The 18,125-nt window shown below is 36.3% G+C and carries 19 protein-coding genes and 1 tRNA gene; 13 read left to right on the top strand and 7 right to left on the bottom strand.

Annotated elements, in window-relative coordinates:
- Window positions 1–42: 42 nt before the first annotated feature.
- Both trmB and TYM08_RS03025 read right to left on the bottom strand, forming a co-directional pair.
- Complete coding sequence (gene trmB / locus TYM08_RS03030; RefSeq protein ID WP_422381496.1) at window positions 43–768, bottom strand: tRNA (guanosine(46)-N7)-methyltransferase TrmB; 726 nt, start codon at window positions 766–768, stop codon at window positions 43–45.
- Window position 769: 1 nt separating this feature from the next.
- Window positions 770–1,207 (bottom strand): DUF423 domain-containing protein, encoded by a 438-nt coding sequence (locus TYM08_RS03025; RefSeq protein WP_422381495.1) that lies wholly within the window; start codon window positions 1,205–1,207, stop codon window positions 770–772.
- Between the two features lie 26 nt (window positions 1,208–1,233).
- On the opposite strand from TYM08_RS03025, the gene TYM08_RS03020 reads away from it, so the two are divergent.
- A complete protein-coding gene (locus TYM08_RS03020; protein WP_422381494.1) occupies window positions 1,234–2,967 on the top strand; it encodes a hypothetical protein in 1,734 nt (577 codons plus the stop codon).
- A gap of 65 nt (window positions 2,968–3,032) precedes the next feature.
- The gene (locus TYM08_RS03015; RefSeq protein WP_422381493.1) at window positions 3,033–4,283 is read left to right on the top strand and encodes a hypothetical protein; all 1,251 of its coding nucleotides are present in this window, start codon (window positions 3,033–3,035) and stop codon (window positions 4,281–4,283) included.
- A 30-nt stretch (window positions 4,284–4,313) separates the two neighbouring features.
- Here TYM08_RS03015 and yhbY read toward each other — a convergent pair whose 3' ends face one another.
- The gene (yhbY, locus tag TYM08_RS03010; RefSeq protein WP_422381492.1) at window positions 4,314–4,622 is read right to left on the bottom strand and encodes a ribosome assembly RNA-binding protein YhbY; all 309 of its coding nucleotides are present in this window, start codon (window positions 4,620–4,622) and stop codon (window positions 4,314–4,316) included.
- Between the two features lie 67 nt (window positions 4,623–4,689).
- On the opposite strand from yhbY, the gene rlmE reads away from it, so the two are divergent.
- From rlmE to TYM08_RS02970, 8 genes are all read left to right on the top strand, one after another.
- Window positions 4,690–5,310 carry a 23S rRNA (uridine(2552)-2'-O)-methyltransferase RlmE gene (rlmE, locus tag TYM08_RS03005; protein WP_422381491.1) on the top strand — a complete coding sequence of 207 codons (621 nt, stop codon included), beginning with the start codon at window positions 4,690–4,692 and terminating at the stop codon, window positions 5,308–5,310.
- A gap of 38 nt (window positions 5,311–5,348) precedes the next feature.
- Complete coding sequence (gene ftsH, locus TYM08_RS03000; protein ID WP_422381490.1) at window positions 5,349–7,256, top strand: ATP-dependent zinc metalloprotease FtsH; 1,908 nt, start codon at window positions 5,349–5,351, stop codon at window positions 7,254–7,256.
- A gap of 59 nt (window positions 7,257–7,315) precedes the next feature.
- Window positions 7,316–8,158 carry a dihydropteroate synthase gene (gene folP, locus TYM08_RS02995; protein WP_422381489.1) on the top strand — a complete coding sequence of 281 codons (843 nt, stop codon included), beginning with the start codon at window positions 7,316–7,318 and terminating at the stop codon, window positions 8,156–8,158.
- Window positions 8,148–9,503 carry a phosphoglucosamine mutase gene (gene glmM, locus TYM08_RS02990; protein ID WP_422381488.1) on the top strand — a complete coding sequence of 452 codons (1,356 nt, stop codon included), beginning with the start codon at window positions 8,148–8,150 and terminating at the stop codon, window positions 9,501–9,503. Before folP ends, glmM begins: the two co-directional genes overlap by 11 nt.
- 111 nt (window positions 9,504–9,614) lie before the next feature.
- A complete protein-coding gene (tpiA, locus tag TYM08_RS02985) occupies window positions 9,615–10,364 on the top strand; it encodes a triose-phosphate isomerase (protein WP_422381487.1) in 750 nt (249 codons plus the stop codon).
- Between the two features lie 14 nt (window positions 10,365–10,378).
- Entirely contained in the window at window positions 10,379–10,702 is a 324-nt protein-coding gene (gene secG / locus TYM08_RS02980) for a preprotein translocase subunit SecG (protein WP_422381486.1), read from the top strand.
- A 7-nt stretch (window positions 10,703–10,709) separates the two neighbouring features.
- Window positions 10,710–10,795, top strand: a tRNA-Leu gene (locus tag TYM08_RS02975).
- 72 nt (window positions 10,796–10,867) lie between these two features.
- Complete coding sequence (locus tag TYM08_RS02970) at window positions 10,868–11,839, top strand: D-2-hydroxyacid dehydrogenase (protein ID WP_422381485.1); 972 nt, start codon at window positions 10,868–10,870, stop codon at window positions 11,837–11,839.
- Here TYM08_RS02970 and TYM08_RS02965 read toward each other — a convergent pair.
- From TYM08_RS02965 to TYM08_RS02955, 3 genes are all read right to left on the bottom strand, one after another.
- Entirely contained in the window at window positions 11,799–14,552 is a 2,754-nt protein-coding gene (locus TYM08_RS02965; RefSeq protein WP_422381484.1) for a hypothetical protein, read from the bottom strand. The genes TYM08_RS02970 and TYM08_RS02965 overlap by 41 nt on opposite strands.
- Window positions 14,553–14,592: 40 nt before the next feature.
- Window positions 14,593–14,955 (bottom strand): response regulator, encoded by a 363-nt coding sequence (locus tag TYM08_RS02960; protein ID WP_422381483.1) that lies wholly within the window; start codon window positions 14,953–14,955, stop codon window positions 14,593–14,595.
- A gap of 153 nt (window positions 14,956–15,108) precedes the next feature.
- Window positions 15,109–15,294, bottom strand: coding sequence for a PA3496 family putative envelope integrity protein (locus tag TYM08_RS02955; RefSeq protein ID WP_422381482.1), 186 nt, complete (start codon window positions 15,292–15,294; stop codon window positions 15,109–15,111).
- 194 nt (window positions 15,295–15,488) lie between these two features.
- On the opposite strand from TYM08_RS02955, the gene TYM08_RS02950 reads away from it, so the two are divergent.
- A complete protein-coding gene (locus TYM08_RS02950) occupies window positions 15,489–15,809 on the top strand; it encodes a DUF2956 domain-containing protein (protein ID WP_422381481.1) in 321 nt (106 codons plus the stop codon).
- 90 nt (window positions 15,810–15,899) lie between these two features.
- Here the strand turns inward: TYM08_RS02950 and lepB are convergent, their stop codons facing one another.
- Complete coding sequence (gene lepB / locus TYM08_RS02945; RefSeq protein ID WP_422381480.1) at window positions 15,900–16,622, bottom strand: signal peptidase I; 723 nt, start codon at window positions 16,620–16,622, stop codon at window positions 15,900–15,902.
- 132 nt (window positions 16,623–16,754) lie between these two features.
- Between lepB and TYM08_RS02940 the strand changes: the two genes are divergently transcribed.
- Complete coding sequence (locus TYM08_RS02940) at window positions 16,755–17,573, top strand: ferritin-like domain-containing protein (protein WP_422381479.1); 819 nt, start codon at window positions 16,755–16,757, stop codon at window positions 17,571–17,573.
- A gap of 5 nt (window positions 17,574–17,578) precedes the next feature.
- The gene (locus tag TYM08_RS02935; RefSeq protein WP_422381478.1) at window positions 17,579–18,118 is read left to right on the top strand and encodes a hypothetical protein; all 540 of its coding nucleotides are present in this window, start codon (window positions 17,579–17,581) and stop codon (window positions 18,116–18,118) included.
- The last annotated feature ends 7 nt before the right edge of the window (window positions 18,119–18,125 follow it).

Genomic DNA, 18,125 nt, shown 5'->3' with positions numbered 1-18,125 from the left:
TTTGGTAATTATGTCGCAGTTCAGGTTGCGACCCATATATGTCTAAACTTTTTTAAATAACAGATCCCAAACACCGTGTCCTAAATTTTGTCCACGCACTTCAAATTTTGTAGTTGGACGATACTCAGGCTGCTCACTGTATTGATCTTTTTTTGCCGTGTTTTCAAAATGTTTATTTTCATTCATTTGGATCATCATGTGTTCAGCGTAGTTTTCCCAGTCTGTAGCTAAATGGAAAATACCGCCTATTTTTAATTTTTTCGCTATCGAATCAATAAATGGCTGTTGCACAATTCTGCGCTTATGATGACGGGCTTTATGCCATGGGTCAGGGAAAAATAATTGCACACGATCTAGGCTGTTATCAGGAATGCATTGCTCTAACACATCAATGGCATCGTGTTTAAATACTAAAAAATTATTCGCTTTACTTTCGCCGATGTCCATCAAAATACGACCGACTCCTGGCGCATGTACTTCCACACCAATGAAATCTTGATCAGGGTAAGATACCACCATTTGGTGTAATGATTTCCCCATACCAAAGCCAATTTCAAGCACCTTGAAGTGTTCACGCCCAAAACGTTCAGTGAAATTTAACATTCCATCTTCAACATTGCAGCCGTATTGATCCCAATGATCTGCATATGCCTGCTTATGCGCTTGAGAGACTTTGCCTCGAATCGCATAACTACGTATACGTCGAAGTTGAGGTGTTAACTCTGTATTTTGCTCGTCTTGTTGCCCTGGATTTTGTTGTTCTTTCATATTACTTCTTAATTACACTCAATATTACACCCAGCCAGCCCATTAACATGGAAACACCCCCAATTGGAGTGAGCAAACCGAGATACGGAATTTGGATAAAACATAGTGTATATAGGCTTAAACTAAAGGCCAACACACCGAAAGTTATCATTTTTAAACTGATGTTTAATATTTTGCTTTCACTTAGCAAACTCAATACTAACAATGCCAATGATTGAATTAATAAATAACGACCCGCTATCGACCAAATTGATAGCTGTTGTTGATTTAAAAATTTTGATAATGCATGGGCGCCCATTGCGTCCAATACAATGGCACAAGACATCATTATACATGCAAACACAAACATTGTTTTATGCTGAATTGTCATTTTTAAAAGTAACTCACACTGGTTATTATTTTGCATTTTACCTGTTTTTGGATTAATCTTCGCGCACATTTTTGCTCTAACCAAAGGAAAGTCTAATGAGTTTTAACCGAACCCTTAAAATATCCCTATTAAGTTCCGCGATCGTATTAAGCGCCTGTAATGTTGAAAGCGTGTTTACAGATGATACTGACACAAATGATAACGTAGCTACTGGGACTTTGACTGATACACAAACCAATTCAGAAACAATTTCAACTACTGAAACTGAAACACATTCAACTACTGAAACCGAAACTCATTCAAATACAGCAACCGAAACTCATTCAAATACAGCAACCGACACTCATTCAAATACTGAAACAGATACAAACATTGCATTAGTTCATGGCAAAGAATTAGCTGTAGAATTATCTGAACAATTAAATGTAGCAATGGCCGTACAAGATGAATTAATGGGATTTGGATCTAATGTAGCTGACGACTTTAACAACTTAGAAAACGATGGCGATTCAATATCGGCTCATTTTTCAGCAATCAGCCAAATTTCAACATTAACTGCCTTATACTTAATTGATGCGATTGTATTGGATGACCAAAGTCAGGAAGTTAGCATCGATTTTGACTTATTACCTTCAAGTGCTTCCATTGAATCTTATAATTCCTCTGAATTATTCGCAAATGAGACTTGTTATACCGACTATGTTTATAACCCAGAAATAAATGATTATGAATATATAGAAGAATGCGAAAGCAACTACCCATTTGATTCTATCAATACCTTCAGCGGTGATTTTGAATTCAATGCTGACACATTAGTGTTGAGTGTTAACAGCACAACTACAGTTGAATACACTAATTGGGAATCTCAAGAGACTGAATACAATACGATCACAACGTCATTTTCTATTTTATTACCGAATTTAACATTGGATATAAATGGCCAAATCCATACGGCATTAGTTGAATTTAACAGTGAAGACGATTTTGTTTCGACAATTTACGCTAAAAACCTATATTTGACCGTCGATTTTAAAGACGAATTTGCTAATACAGATATTTTTGAAAATGGTGTCAGTGAAACCGATTTGGAAGGCATTTCGTTCGGTTTAGAACAAGCCATTGTACAGTTAGATGACATAATCTTAACGGGTTCTGGCAGCTTAAATATAACTGGCGATTTCTCTGACACTTCAGATACAGCGGTTTCTCACATTGATTTCAGTCTTGATGGTTCATTGCAGAACAGTAAATTAGAAAAACTTAGTGCAAGTACAACCTTCAGCATGGATATTACCGATGGCGATCACAACGGTACAATTGATTTAATAACCGGAGGATTAAGCTATAGCATTGATTACTCTCAAGCCTTTACAACCGCTAATTACATCGAACTTAGTAATGATATTTTATTTGAAATCGAATTTATCGAAGCATCAAATTCAGGTAGCATTGAATTAAGTAACGACTACAGCCTTGCAATTGGCGATCGTTTATACGCCTACGCAATTGAATTACTTGTGAACATAGATAACGATACTGAATACGCCGATATCAGCTACGTCATCTCTTCTGAAAAAGATAATATCGCCACTTCATTAGTAATCGCACAAAACAGCAATGCCACTCCAGATGACAACAATATCCTCAATATTGGGTCGATTGTCAGTAATGGCGAAGTGGTAGCTCAGGTAAAATTAGATATTGAAAACATTGAACTGATTGCAGTATTTACGGATAGTTCTGAGATTGTTATTTTTAATGAATACGATTTGGAAGAATTTCAACAGAAAATTTCTGCAGATTTTGAAGATTCAGATATTTATTTATAAATAGAATCCCCCTTTCAAAAAGCCAGTTTTTACTGGCTTTTTTTATTACGATCTAAGCATTTACTATGTCCTATTTCCCCCGTATCTTTTCGGTATTTTTGTTTTTTTGGGTTCCAAATCTTAGTTTTGCAGAAGACCTAATCAATCAAATTTTATACCCAACCCATTCAAATCAACTATTCAGCACTATTAGTGACTCATTTATTTCATTAGAAAATCAAAGCTTTAAACTTACTGATTATCAATACAACCATAACTACATTACTTATCAACAATTTATGCAATCCATTGCAGTTAAGTACCAAATTAAAGACCAATCTCACTTTTTTATACCCAATGGGAACGGTGCATCACTTGAGGACCCATCAATCAATGTGATGATGGATTTTTATCACAAGGGGCATGCTTTTCGCATTGGCGCTTCTGAACAAGCCATGGAATTAAATTTTAATGATAAATGGACTTTACAAGCATTACGATCCACGCATAATCAATTATTATCAATTGATTATGCTGGCTATGACTTTAACCAGAAGATAAAACAAAAAAAGCTCCAATTCTCGACTAGATATCAAATTGATACAAAGCAATGGATACAAGTGATCTGTGCCAATATTAAATCCCTTGCTCATTGCGCAGAACTGCAATTGGATTATCAATTCAAACAACAACGTTTTTCCTTAAATTATTTAAAAGATGAAATGCAATTTAACGATGAGGATGCATTTGATTCAGACAATTTTAACATTCAATACAAACTCCCCATTGACCATGAAAAACTTTCGATTAATTATGAATTTGCTAATTTCAAAGCAGGTATATCTCATCAAACTTTTCAAATTGCGCCTTATTTGGATGTTTTTTATTTAAATGAAGTGGCAAATTCCTTTGGTATTGGTCGTAAAATCATTTTTGTAAAAGGCAACAATACATTGCTTAATTTTTTCATCCATCACCATTGGATACAAAATAAACACAGATTTGATGCGCAAATAGACATTAATAAAATCAATATGAATAATTATATTTACCGAGAATACGATTCAGTTTTATTTTTAGGATTGCCCGTTATTAAAAGCTCATTACGTATGAATGAGCTTAATGCGATATTAACCAGGCTCAGTATGGGCTATGAATTTAACGCGAAAGACTATCAACTATTCGTTAAAGCAAAACAATTGTTGTTTTACCAAGAAAAAAATAATCAAACCAATTCAGATCAAACAAATACATCGGATGATGATTCAAACAAAGGCTTAAATTTTTTATCCCTTGAGGGTCTAAATTTCACAACTGGAGTTAAGTGGAAGCTATAAGCATAACTTCCACAGGTATCACTTACAGTTTTAAAGAGGGCGCTTTAAATTAGAAAGCTTTGGCTTGGCTTTAGGATTTTCTTTAAGAATCAAAATCATTTTGCCAATGGATTGAACCAAAGTGCAGCCAGTTTGTTTAAGAATTTCAGCAATGATTGCTTTTTTATCTTCACGATCACCTACGCTTATTTTAACTTTGATTAATTCGTGATCAAACAAAGCCGTTTCAATGGCTTCAAGCACGTTTTCAGTCAAGCCATTTTCGCTTACCATCACAACTGGATTTAAAGAATGGCCGATAGACCTATAACGTTTTTTAGTATCTTGGGTTAAACTCATGGGGTATATTCACTTTTTAAAAACGATAGTTTAAATCAGTTTACGTTAATGAACAAAAGGTAGTTTTGTGGCACGCTCAAAAAGCAGTGGTGATTGGTTAAAAGAACACCACGATGACAAATATGTAAATCAGGCAAAACAAGACGGATATCGATCTCGTGCTTGTTATAAATTAATAGAATTACAAGAAAAAGATCAGCTTATAAAACCAGGCATGACCGTAGTTGACCTTGGCAGTGCGCCTGGGGGCTGGTCTCAAGTGGCTGTAAAATACGTAGGTGACCACGGGCGAGTCCTAGCATCGGATATATTAGAAATGAATCCAATTGCAGGTGTGCATTTTATTCAAGGGGATTTTACAGAAGATTCAGTCTATCAATCCCTTTTAGATTATTTAGGAAATAATAAAGCAGACCTTGTAATTTCGGATATGGCACCCAATATGAGTGGAATGTCCGCAATTGATCAGCCAAAATCGATGTACTTAATCGAATTGGCCTTTGAAATGGCACAAAATACGCTTAAACCAGGCGGAGCGTTTGTGGCAAAAATTTTCCATGGTGAAGGATTCGATGAATACATCAAATCACTTCGCCAACAATTTAATAAAGTCGTCATACGTAAACCCGAATCATCTCGGGCTAGATCTAAAGAAACGTATGTAGTGGCAACCGGTTTCATTCAATGATACCAACCTCATTCAATTAATAGGGTAGTGTAAAAATTATGGCAAAGAATATAGTGTTATGGCTTGTATTGATCTCAGTGTTTCTTGTAATAGCAATGAACATCAGCGAGATGAATGCACCAGAAACCATCCCATCAAGTGACTTCAAAATGATGGTATCTAATGGCAGTGTTGAAAGCGTTAAAATCGGAACCGACGTCATCACAATTTACACCCGTGATCGTAAAGAATATACAACGGTCTACAATGCCAGTTATGTATTTGATCAAACATTTATTCCATTTTTAGAAGAACACAACGTTCAAGTTGAATATCTTCAACCAAAAACACCCAACTTATTAACTCAGCTTCTCGTCGCGAGTTTTCCAATACTAATCATAATTGCGGTTTTCTTTTTCTTTATGCGTCAAATGCAAGGCGGTGGCGGCGGTAAGGGTGGCCCGATGAGCTTTGGTAAATCTAAAGCCAAAATGCTTACTGAAGACCAGATTAAGACAACATTTGCTGATGTAGCGGGTGTTGATGAAGCAAAAGAGGACGTTGAAGAGTTAGTCGATTTCTTACGCGACCCTGGTAAATATCATCGTTTAGGCGGCAAGATTCCTCGCGGTGTATTAATGGTTGGCCAACCTGGTACGGGTAAAACATTATTAGCAAAAGCCATTGCTGGTGAAGCAAAAGTGCCATTCTTTTCAATCTCTGGTTCTGACTTTGTCGAAATGTTTGTAGGCGTAGGCGCTTCACGAGTGCGTGATATGTTTGAACAAGCTAAAAAACAAGCGCCTTGTATCGTATTTATTGATGAAATTGATGCCGTTGGTCGCTCTCGTGGTGTAGGCATGGGTGGCGGAAATGATGAACGCGAACAAACATTAAACCAATTATTAGTTGAAATGGACGGATTTGAGGCTAACGACGGGATTATTGTCATTGCTGCAACAAACCGTCCCGACGTATTAGACCCAGCATTAAAACGTCCTGGTCGTTTTGATCGCCAAATCGAAGTTTCTCTACCTGACGTAGTTGGTCGTGAACAGATATTAAAAGTGCATTCCAAAAAAGTACCATTGGACTCAACGGTTAACTTAAAAGTAGTCGCACGCGGCACTTCACGTTTTTCTGGTGCCGATCTAGCAAACCTAGTCAACGAAGCAGCTTTATTTGCAGCAAGATTAAATAAACGCACCGTAAGCGCAGAAGATTTTGATAAAGCCAAAGACAAAATCATCATGGGATCTGAACGTAAAAACAAAGTGATGACTGATCAAGAAAAAGAAAATACGGCATATCATGAATCTGGTCACACAATATTAGCTTATTTAAGTAAAGAATCGGATCCAATTCATAAAGTAACGATCATTCCACGCTCTAAATCGTTAGGTTTCTTAATGCAAATTCCTGAAGGTGATGTGGTCAGCCGATCCCGCCAATGGTTCTTAAGCTCAATTGAGGTTGCTTACGGCGGCCGTATAGCGGAAGAATTAATTTATGGGTTTGACGGCGTAACAACTGGGGCACAGCAAGATATTCAAGTTGCCACAAATTATGCACGATACATGGTGGGAAAAATTGGTTTTTCTAAAGAGCTTGGCCCTGTTTTATACGAAAAAGAAGAACAGAACTATTTAGGTGGAAGTGGTTCATCTAGCGACTTTACTTCATCAACTCGTGCAAAAGTTGATAAAGAAGTCATGGATATTTTAGAAACTGGATATACCAATGCTACTAAAATACTAACTGATAACAGGGACATTCTTGAAGCTATGAAAACAGCGCTAATGGAATACGAAACGTTATTACCTGACCAAATTGAAGACATTATGAATCGACGCCCGGTTCAACCACCTAAAAACTGGAACATTCCAAGCGTGGATACTCCTGCACAGAAAACAGATTCCGAAGTAACACCAAAAGAATCAGATGAAAATAATGAACAAAAAGATTAAACTTTGGTTCTAGTTAAACAAAAGACGACTTAGGTCGTCTTTTTTATTGAGCAAAGCATATGCAAAACAACGCCTTATCCTTACTAGGATTGTCAGAAAATCGAACCAGTATAATGGGCATATTAAATGTCACACCGGATTCTTTTTCCGATGGGGGTCAATTCAATCAGCTCAATCAAGCATTAACTCATGCTGAGTTTATGCTTAAAAATGGCGCCGACATAATTGATATAGGGGGGGAATCCACCCGCCCAGGTGCGACAGCGGTCAGTGACGAAGAAGAACTAAACAGAGTGATTCCTGTTATCAACGCATTAAAAAAAGAATTTAATTGTTTGATTTCTGTGGATACGAGCAACCCAAAAGTTATGTGGGAAGCTTATAATTCAGGTGCAGATTTAATTAACGATGTTAGGGCGCTTAGTCGTGAAAATGCATTAGAAATAGCAGCCAAAACAAATTTACCTATTTGTTTGATGCACATGCAAGGCTCTCCTTTGACCATGCAAATCAAACCTAATTACGAAAATATATTAGAAGAAGTCTGCGATTTTTTTAGATTAAAAATCAAACAATGTCAAACTGCAGGAATATCGCAGGAAAAACTTATTTTAGACATCGGTTTTGGTTTTGGAAAAACCCTAGAGCATAATCTTCAAATGTTAAACCAATTGGAAACATTTCATTCTTTAGATTTACCGTTGCTCATTGGTATTTCACGAAAATCGATGCTTGGCCAAATTACAGGGCTTCCAGAAGATCAACGATTGCATGCAAGCCTCAGCGCAGCGGTAATCAGCGCCATGAAAGGCGCACAAATATTAAGAGTGCACGATGTGCCTCAAACTAAACAAGCACTACAGATTGTAGACGCAATGAATAAGGTTAATCATGAGTCGTAAAAAGAAGTATTTCGGAACAGATGGTATTCGCGGATTAGTAGGCAGAGGCAATATCACCCCTGAATTTATCATGCGTCTAGGATGGGCAGCAGGTAAAGTATTTGCAAGCACTGGCAAAAAACGCATCTTAATTGGTAAAGATACACGTATATCGGGCTACATGTTTGAATCTGCATTAGAGGCAGGTTTGTCAGCAGCGGGCGTCGATATTATTTTAGTTGGTCCAATGCCCACTCCAGCTATCGCTTATTTAACGCAAACATTTAAAGCCGATGCAGGTATTGTCATCAGTGCGTCTCATAATCAATTTTTTGATAATGGAATTAAGTTCTTTAATAGCAAAGGCGAGAAACTTGACGATGACGTTGAATTTGCCATAGAGGACATATTAGACACGCGTGAGTTAACCACTGTCGATTCCGAAGGTCTTGGCAAAGCTCGCCGCTTAACGGATGCTGGCGGCCGTTATGTTGAATTTTGCAAAAGCACATGCGGATATTTAGATTTAACAGGTTTAACGATTGTTTTAGATTGCGCGAATGGCGCAACTTACGATGTTGGGCCAAAGGTATTTGATGAGTTAGGTGCTAAAGTGATTCCTATTGCAATCAACCCTGATGGCATCAACATCAACAATGCATGTGGCTCCACAAAACCAGCAAGACTTCAAAGTAAAGTATTAGAAACGGGTGCTGATTTAGGTATTGCGTTTGATGGCGATGGCGACCGTGTTGCTATGGTGGATCATAAAGGTGAGATAGTTGATGGTGATGAATTACTATTCATCATTGCCAGCTACCTAAAGAAAAAGAATAAATTAAATGGCGGCGTTGTCGGCACATTAATGAGCAACCTTGGTTTTGAGCGTGCATTAGAGCGTGCCGAAATTGATTTTGTTCGTGCAAAAGTGGGCGATCGTTACGTATTAGAAGAAATGAGTAAACGCGATTGGATCATTGGTGGCGAGAACTCAGGCCACATTTTATGCAAACACGTCACCTCAACAGGCGATGGCATTGTTGCTGCCTTACAAGTACTTAAAGCATTAGTGGATAGCAATCAAAAGTTATACACCGCTAAATCAGGCATGAGAAAATACCCTCAAGAAATGATTAACGTAAAATTAGCAACTAAAGTAGATGTGATGTCTATTGAGTCAGTACGAGAAGCCGTCAAATTGGCCGAAGCTGAATTAGCTGATAATGGCCGAATTTTACTTAGACCATCTGGAACAGAACCTGTTGTTCGTGTAATGGTTGAAGGAAAAGACGCGCATCAAGTGTCCGATGTCTGCCAAGCTTTGGCCGAAAAAGTTAAACAAGCGGTAGAAGAACTACCTAAATAACATATAAAGCGCTCATTTGCAGTCGTTTTACGCTTTTTCATTGCGACTAAAGTTGAAAACAGCTAAGATTGCGCGCTCAAAAAATCATCGATCACTTAAAAAGGTATTATTATGCGTCGTCCTTTTGTTGCTGCAAATTGGAAAATGAATGGCGATTTAGCCTCAAATGCAAATCTAGCTCAAGCTTTCGCAGCTGGCATTGATACATCAAAAGTAGATGCCGCTGTATTTGCACCACATGTTTACTTATCTGCTCTTTCAGAACAACTAAAAGGCAGCAAAATCAGTGTAGGCGCGCAAACTGCAAACACTGCTGCAAGCGGTGCTTTTACTGGTGAAACATCTTTATCAATGATCAAAGAAGTGGGCTGCACCCATGTTTTAACTGGTCACTCTGAGCGTCGTGTAATGAACGGCGAAACAGACGAAGTGGTTGCTGAAAAAACAGCGACTGCATTAGAAGCAGGCATTACTCCTGTTTTTTGTATCGGCGAAACTTTAGAAGAGCGCGAGTCTGGCAATATGGAAGCGGTTGTTGCTCGCCAAATTAACGCTGTCATCGATCGTGTTGGTGTGGAAGCATTTGCTAATATTATTGTTGCATATGAACCTGTATGGGCAATTGGCACAGGCGTTACTGCCTCAGCAGAACAAGCTCAAGAAGCGCACGCATTTATTCGCCAATTATTTGCACAAAAAAATGCAGATGTAGCGGAAAAATTGATCATTTTATACGGCGGAAGCATGAAAGCTGCTAATGCTAAAGAATTAATTGGCCAACCAGATATTGATGGTGGCTTAGTAGGTGGTGCATCTATGATTGCAGAAGAATTTGTTGCAATCTGTGCCGCCGCTGTTTAACTGGAGGAAATACAATGGCTACTTATATACTATTCATTCACGTGTTAATTGCAATTTCAGTAATTTGTTTTGTTTTATTACAACGTGGTAAAGGTGCTGATGCTGGCGCTTCTTTTGGCGGCGCGTCACAATCCATTTTTGGCGCCTCAGGTAGTGGTAACTTTTTAACGAAAACCACTTCTATTTTGATGACGTTATTTTTCTTAACTAGCTTAGCTTTGGTATATTTAGCTAAATCAGATTATGATGATCGAAATATTATTTCGGCACCTGCTGAGCAAGTTATGGATTCAATGATTTCTGAAGATGCTAAACCTACTATTGAAGATTTAGAATAAGACTTCTGCCGACGTGGTGAAATTGGTAGACACGCCACCTTGAGGGGGTGGTGAGCTTAGCTCGTGCTAGTTCGAATCTAGTCGTCGGTACCACTTATTTTTTGTTATATTTAAGTCGAACTTTTATAGTTCGACTTTTTTTTGCCTTTTAAATAGGAAAATATTATGTTTGAAGTAGTCTTTCTTGACCGTGCAACACTTGCTGAGCAAATTCAATTTAAAAAACTAGCACCTAATAGCACTTATATTGAATACAGCCAAACCTTAAATGAACAAACGGTTGACCGCTTAAAAAACGCAACGATTGCCATCACCAATAAAGTCATACTAGATGCAAAAATACTTTCTCAACTTCCGCAATTAAAATGCATTTGCGTAGCAGCCACAGGATTCAATATTATTGATCTTCAATACTGCAAACAAAAAAACATTACTGTAACCAATATCACCAACTATGCAAAACACACAGTAAGCGAGCATGTATTTATGTTAATGCTCTGCCTAACCAAACAATTAAAGAGTTACGAGCGAACATTAAAAGAAAATGCCTGGCAAAAATCGAAGCAATTTTGTTATTTCACTTCACCTATACATTTATTAAAAGGTAAAACTCTTGGATTAATTGGAACAGGGGAAATAGCAAAACAAACTGCAAAGATTGCATCGGCTTTTGCTATGAAAGTTAATTTTTATAGCCCATCAAATCGGCATTCAGTAGATCAAAAAACATGTGTCGACTTGAATACAATTTTATCAACATCGGACATCATTTCTATTCACTGCCCACTTAATAAAGATACTGAATCGCTTATAAGCGAAAAGGAATTATTAATGATGAAAAAAAATTGCATTCTGATTAATACTGCAAGAGGTCCAATTGTTGATTCTTTTGCTTTAATTAACGCACTTCAAAACAAAACTATTGGTGCAGCAGGTCTAGACGTATTACCCACAGAGCCACCACATATAAACGACATTGCGATGCAAAATTTAATGTTAGATAATTTAATAATTACACCTCATATCGCTTGGGCAAGTATAGAGGCAATGCAAATACTAGCAGATCAATTAATTGATAAAGTGAATGCGTTTTTAACTAATTCATTGAAGGCTCAAGATAATCTATCGACTTTGTAATTACTTTCATCATAAATAAATGATCGGACCCATTTTCATATTTAGTTCCAAGTATTATTGGTTTATCTGAAAGTGGGTGCATCAAAAAGTCCCCTACATTCTCATATTCACCTGGGGCAAAATAATTTGAAAATAGCAAAGGATATCCATCTTGCATTACGCCCATTGAATTCATTTTCATAAGCGTAACATCATAATCTGATTGAATATTTACCGAACTGGCTACCCAAATTTGTTGTTGCTTATCAATTAACATATGCGAAATATTACTTGAATCTTGACTCAAATATGTCGTAATTCCTGAGCCCCCCCCAAATGCCGAACTATATGTGCCATCAACATTAATTTTATGAATTTGTTTTGGGGACCAATAATTAACATTGTCGTAGCAATTAATATTTAAATAAATATCATTTGAATTGTCCAGTGCCACATTGCTTACCTCTTGCAATTGCAAGCACTGTGAATCAGTTTGTAAAATGACAGGCGCACCAGAATTAAAAGCTGTATCCAAATCCCCTTCTGAATTTAAACGTACCAATATTCCTGTAGCAGAAGTTACACCTGAGACATAAATTTGCCCTAAGTCATCCACTGCAGAGCGTAAGTTATAAAATACATTAGGGGTTGTATTAATAGCACTCATACCCAAACCTGAAGCGTAACTGGAATCCAACTCCCCTATATTAGCATCCAATTTAAGGGTAAATATTATATCGTCAGATGCTAAAGAGGCATTTCCAACTAAATAAATATCATTCCCGGAATATGAAATAACAGATAAGTCATTGAAATAGGCAGATACATGGTCAATAGTCATAAATTTTGAAGCACTATCTGCAACAATATTAATATCTCCATGTGTACTTGTGACACCGAAACCATTTACAGATACGCCATCTTCAGAAAATTTTGCAAGCAATAAAACCTGATCTTCATTAATATAAGTCCTGCCCGCTACTATTATTTCACCAGTATCAATTAGAGCAAATTTATTTGGGTAAATATTTTCAGAAGCATCTTGAAAAATAACCGTCCCCATATCCCCAAATGTACTATCCAACTGCCCATCAGCAAATCGTCGTTCTAATTTAAATCCAACTGGCTGCAAACTGTAGTCCTGCCAAAGAAACAATACCCTGCCTTTTGAGTCAATTTGTGTATCCATTACATAAGTCATCATACTGTCAAATGGAGAAAACTCGACTATTGATGAGGCATTAGTTGGCAATTCAATACTTCCTTCAATTAAAGGTGTTGCACTTAGTTGAACCCCTTGTGAGACATTGCCTGAACTATCTATGACAAAAATTCCATAAAAGTACTCTTGATCATTGACTAACTCTCGATCCAAAATTTCTAACGACGGCGCTACTGAAAAGGTCTCAAATAATAAGTATCCATCTTGATAATTTAGCAAAGGTGAATCACTTCTATATACTTGAATTTTTTCATACTCTTCTTCTGGCACATCCCAAGATACAGTAAGCTGGGAGTCATAGATTTCTATATGCGCATTAGCAATTGTATTTGGTGCGATGTCATCGATGACTTCAACAGATAATTGCTCAATCGCACTAAGATTTCCTGAAGTGTCGACACTTTGAATCCTATAAATAACAGTATCTCCATTCAAAACAGCGGTATCAATAAATAAAGTATCATTACCTGAATAGATTAAGGCGTCATTTTTAAATAACTCCACATAATCAAAATCGACACCTTGAGGTAACACCCAACTTATATTGGATTGATTGTTTCTTGCATCTATTTGAAATTCACTCACGTTATTCGGCCCAATGGTATCTTGAATTGTCACTTCCAATTCTAACAATGGAGAAAACACCAATGCTGTATTAATATGAGAAATTGAGTATTTATAGTTATTGTGGTTACTAACCTGTCTATCAACAAATACCCCAGCACCTTCAAGGTCTTCAAATATTAAAACATCATCTCGAAATAAAACCGTTTTAAGATAATAATTATTTTCAGGTACCCCCCAAGTGATGTGAGCTTGATTATTTTCAGCTACAATCAGTAATTGCTCAATCACCTCAATAATTGGCTCAGAAACAGTAACCATAAATTTTAAAGATGATTTCGAACGCTCATCGGTTGAATTTAAGCTAAACACCTCATATTCAAGCTCACTACCAATAGGTGGGTTTAGATCCTTCCAAAATGGGCGAGTTGTTTTTGCAATAGAAATATTATTTCTTACAATTTCAAATTGAGAAATCTCTATATCCTCAGGCACATCCCATTCTAAAATAACCTCTGCGTCTTTTATTAAATGTCTTAAATTTAATATAGGCAAAATCGTAGTTTCAATTTGAGTATCAACAGAAACAATTAATTGAGCAATGGGCTGATAACCTTGCTCATTTTTATAAATAAATAATTGATAATAATTAACTTCTTTTGGCCGTGCGGATACATCCACAAAAAAATCATTCACACCTCTATACATTAGCGTTCCATCACTTTCATCTGATGGAAAACTTCCACTTCCTCGTCGGAGCATTACTTGCTGATTAGCTGAACTAAATGACCAACTTAATCGGACTGAGTCTTCATAAATGCGTCCAGAAAAATCCAATACATTCGCATCAAATCCAGAGGCGGATTGGAAATTTTCTAGATTATCAGTTCGATCTGATTGACATGAAACCATTAAAACAAAAACTAATGATAAAAAAGAATATTTCATAATGCCCACTTACAGAGTTAAAGGATTGGATACAACTTAATCAATGCATAACGCTACGTACTTTTTGAATCAAATCTGATGGTGAAAAAGGTTTGACAACCCATCCATTAGCACCTGCGGTGGAGGCTGTTTTTTTTAAATCTTCGGTATCTTCAGTTGAGAGGACTAGAATTGGGACGGTACGATGTTGACTTAATTGACGCACTGCTTTTGTAAATTCAATACCATCCATGATGGGCATATTGATATCGGTTATAATTAAATCAAAATATTCATGCTGCATTTTATCCAAAGCGATTTGAGCATTCTCTGCCTCAGCAACCACAAACCCACCTAAACATAAAGTATGGGAGATCATTTTACGCATGGCTTCATTATCATCTACAGTCAAAATATTAGACATAAATACTCTATAAATTAATACTTTTGTATCAAATAGATTAGTAGTACTCACTCACTTTACAAGAGGGGGTAACAAAAATAAACATTACTTGTTTTATGACAGGCGAAAAAAAAGATGGATAATAATCCATCTTCTTTTAGATAATTTGGTTGTTTAATCTAGCATATCCATTGCATACTCTTCTTTTAGTCTTTGCCTTTCAAGATGCTCTTCAACAGCTCGTCTTGCTGCTAACTTTCTATGATTTCGATCACGTTTTGTTTCACTTACTTCAGCTGGTTTATGCAAACCATTACTTTCAATGTTACTTAGTTCAGCTTGTAATAAATTCATCGACATAACTTGTCTCCGTGTAATGTAAAAATGATAAATTATAAATATCGTGATAACTACTTTGATATTTAGTGTTCAAAAAATTGTCATATAATTTCAACTATCTAAAATAAAGCAAATTTTATGCCTATTTTTTTATTTAATTAAATATTTACTTTTAAAATCAAGGCTTTATCCTACTCCACATAATTGACAATAAGATGACAGACATGAAAAGCTCACCCAACAAATCAAATGAAGATGCCGCAAAAATGGCAAAGTCAATTCAAAAACCAAATCAAACCAAACAACAAACAAAGCTAATCACCCAAGGAATTCAAAAGGGTATCGAGCTTTACAAGAAACAACATAAGGCAAAACTTAGAGAGCAAGACAAAATAAAAAAGAAAGCCAATAAAAACACCAGCGACTCAATAGAGCCAACAATCATCATCAAACAACCCACTATCGCTTGGTTATTGCTGGCGATATCTTGGCTGGGATTTTCTGGTTACATTTTATCCAATACGCTCCTTAATTAACCTTAACTGCGTATCAGTTTGAGTGAACTCCATTTATTTTTATCGTTCTAATACTTGGGCCATTATTAAGAATGGTCCAGATAAACTACATCACTTTTTCCTAACTGCATCTTGATTATTTAAATACAAAGGTACAAACCAACGATCACTTCTAGGTAGATGATAATTTTCATAATCCGCTGAAAAAACAACACTTTTCGCTTTTCCAATAATTTCATTTCTTGGAACTAATTTTAGATTTAATCGAGAGTCATCGCTTAAATGGCGATTATCACCCATAACAAAATAAAAACCTTCAGGCACCCTAAGTGGCTTCATATTTTTCAATGGTGAAATATCTTCTTGATTCACATATAAACGAACAACATATGAACGGTTTTTTCCATTTTGAGTAATATTTGTTTCAAGCAGTTCTTCAAATCCTGCTAATTTATCATAATCGGTCCTTATTAATTGGGCACTTAACACTGATTGATTTATCACTACCCTATTATCTTTTATCCATATTTCATCTCCAGGTATCGCTATGATTCGTTTAATTAAGCGTTTTTTAGCCTGACTGGAATTAATTACAACAATATCAGCGCGCAGAGGGTCCTTAAAATGCACTAATGACCATTTAAAAAAAGGAAATCTTAGATCATAAGCCAGCTTATCAATTAACACTCGATCACCTTCAATTATAGTTGGCATCATCGAAGTACTAGGTACTGGATTCCAATCCATCACACTGGACCTAACTATCAGCATAAGTAAAATTAAAACTAGAAATCCTTTATATTCAAACAATATTTCTTTCAATTTTTTAGTCATAATGACACCTATGTTTTTAACACGCGCAAGGCTACTTTGCTCGATATAAAATGTACACTATTTTCTCAACTATTCCCTTCACTTTTCATGTAAAATCGGCCAATCTCCACCCCTCTAACGCTAGGTCATCAATTGAACTTATTCGAACAAGCTCAAAAAATATTCCTCTGCCAAAATCCAGATGAAAAAATTGCCCTCACACTTGATTGTGCAAACCTTTTTGAACAAAATAAACTAAGTTGGAATGAAGGCTTACCTATCATTGATTATTTAGATCCTGGCAAAGAACCTCAACCATTTATTGTTGCACCAAAAGATCTTAAATCTTATCCATTCAAAAAATTATATGGCAAAGCAAACGCCATTCATGCATTAGCGCATATTGAATTAACTGCAGTCAATTTGGCATGGGATAGTGTTTATCGCTTTAGAGGATTACCTAAAGATTATTATTCAGACTGGGTACAATGTGCCAAAGAAGAAGCCACTCACTTTAAACTTCTTTGTGAATCGCTAAAGATATTAGGCTTTAATTATGGCGACTTTAAAGTACATGGAGAGCTTTGGGCTATGGCAAGAACAACTCGTCATAGTTTATTAGAAAGAATGGGAGTGGTTCATCGGATTTTAGAGGCTCGTGCATTAGACGCAATTCCAATGACGTCACAAAGATTTTCTGACATAGGTGATCGAAAAATGGTCGACACCCTTAACATTATTGGTAATGAGGAAATTGGCCATATTAGTTCATCCACACGATGGTTTAAGCATCAATGTGATTTACAACAAGTTAATAGTGACCAAACATTTATACAATTGGTCAATAAATTCTTAGCCAATCCACCAAAAGGCCCATTTAATCGCGAAGCTCGATTAGCTTCTGGATTCAGTGAATATGAACTTAATGAACTTGATCGAATGGATCGAGAATTCAAGCCCAAACCAAGGTAACCAACATGTTTAAAAATCTACTTATTGTAACGCTTATATTAATATGTACAGCGCAATCATATATTTTATATTCAAATAAAGATAAAGACTGGTTAGTTCAAAGTGTCAAACAAGCAAAACAAGACATTAACAAAGTGATTCACCCAACACCACAGTCAGATGATTCCACTTCTGTAACCACGACTATCTCTAACTCAAATACGATACAAAAACTCGAGCCATCACCCGTTATAATACCCGCAACAACGACTACTTCTTTTGCCTTTGATCATTTAGATAGCATGATTGAATGCGATGCACCAAACAACAAACTTGAGCGAATAATTTGTGCCAATTCAGATTTATTAGATCAAGATAAACGAATGAATTTTGTGTTACAGAAATGGAAAAAATCCACCAAAACATCTGAATTTAATATTCTAAACCAACCTGAATGGTTAAATGAAAGAAATTCTAATTGCATAAAAAATGACATCAAGGACACTCAAGCTTGCATTAAAACCATGACAGAAATAAGAATTCAGGCAATAACAGGGCAGTTATAATTTCAAA

Source organism: Marinicellulosiphila megalodicopiae (genome assembly GCF_045862395.1).
Lineage (GTDB): Bacteria > Pseudomonadota > Gammaproteobacteria > Pseudomonadales > Natronospirillaceae > Marinicellulosiphila > Marinicellulosiphila megalodicopiae.
The sequence above is the reverse complement of the archived record's forward strand: the minus strand, read 5'-3'. Positions and strand labels throughout refer to the sequence as shown.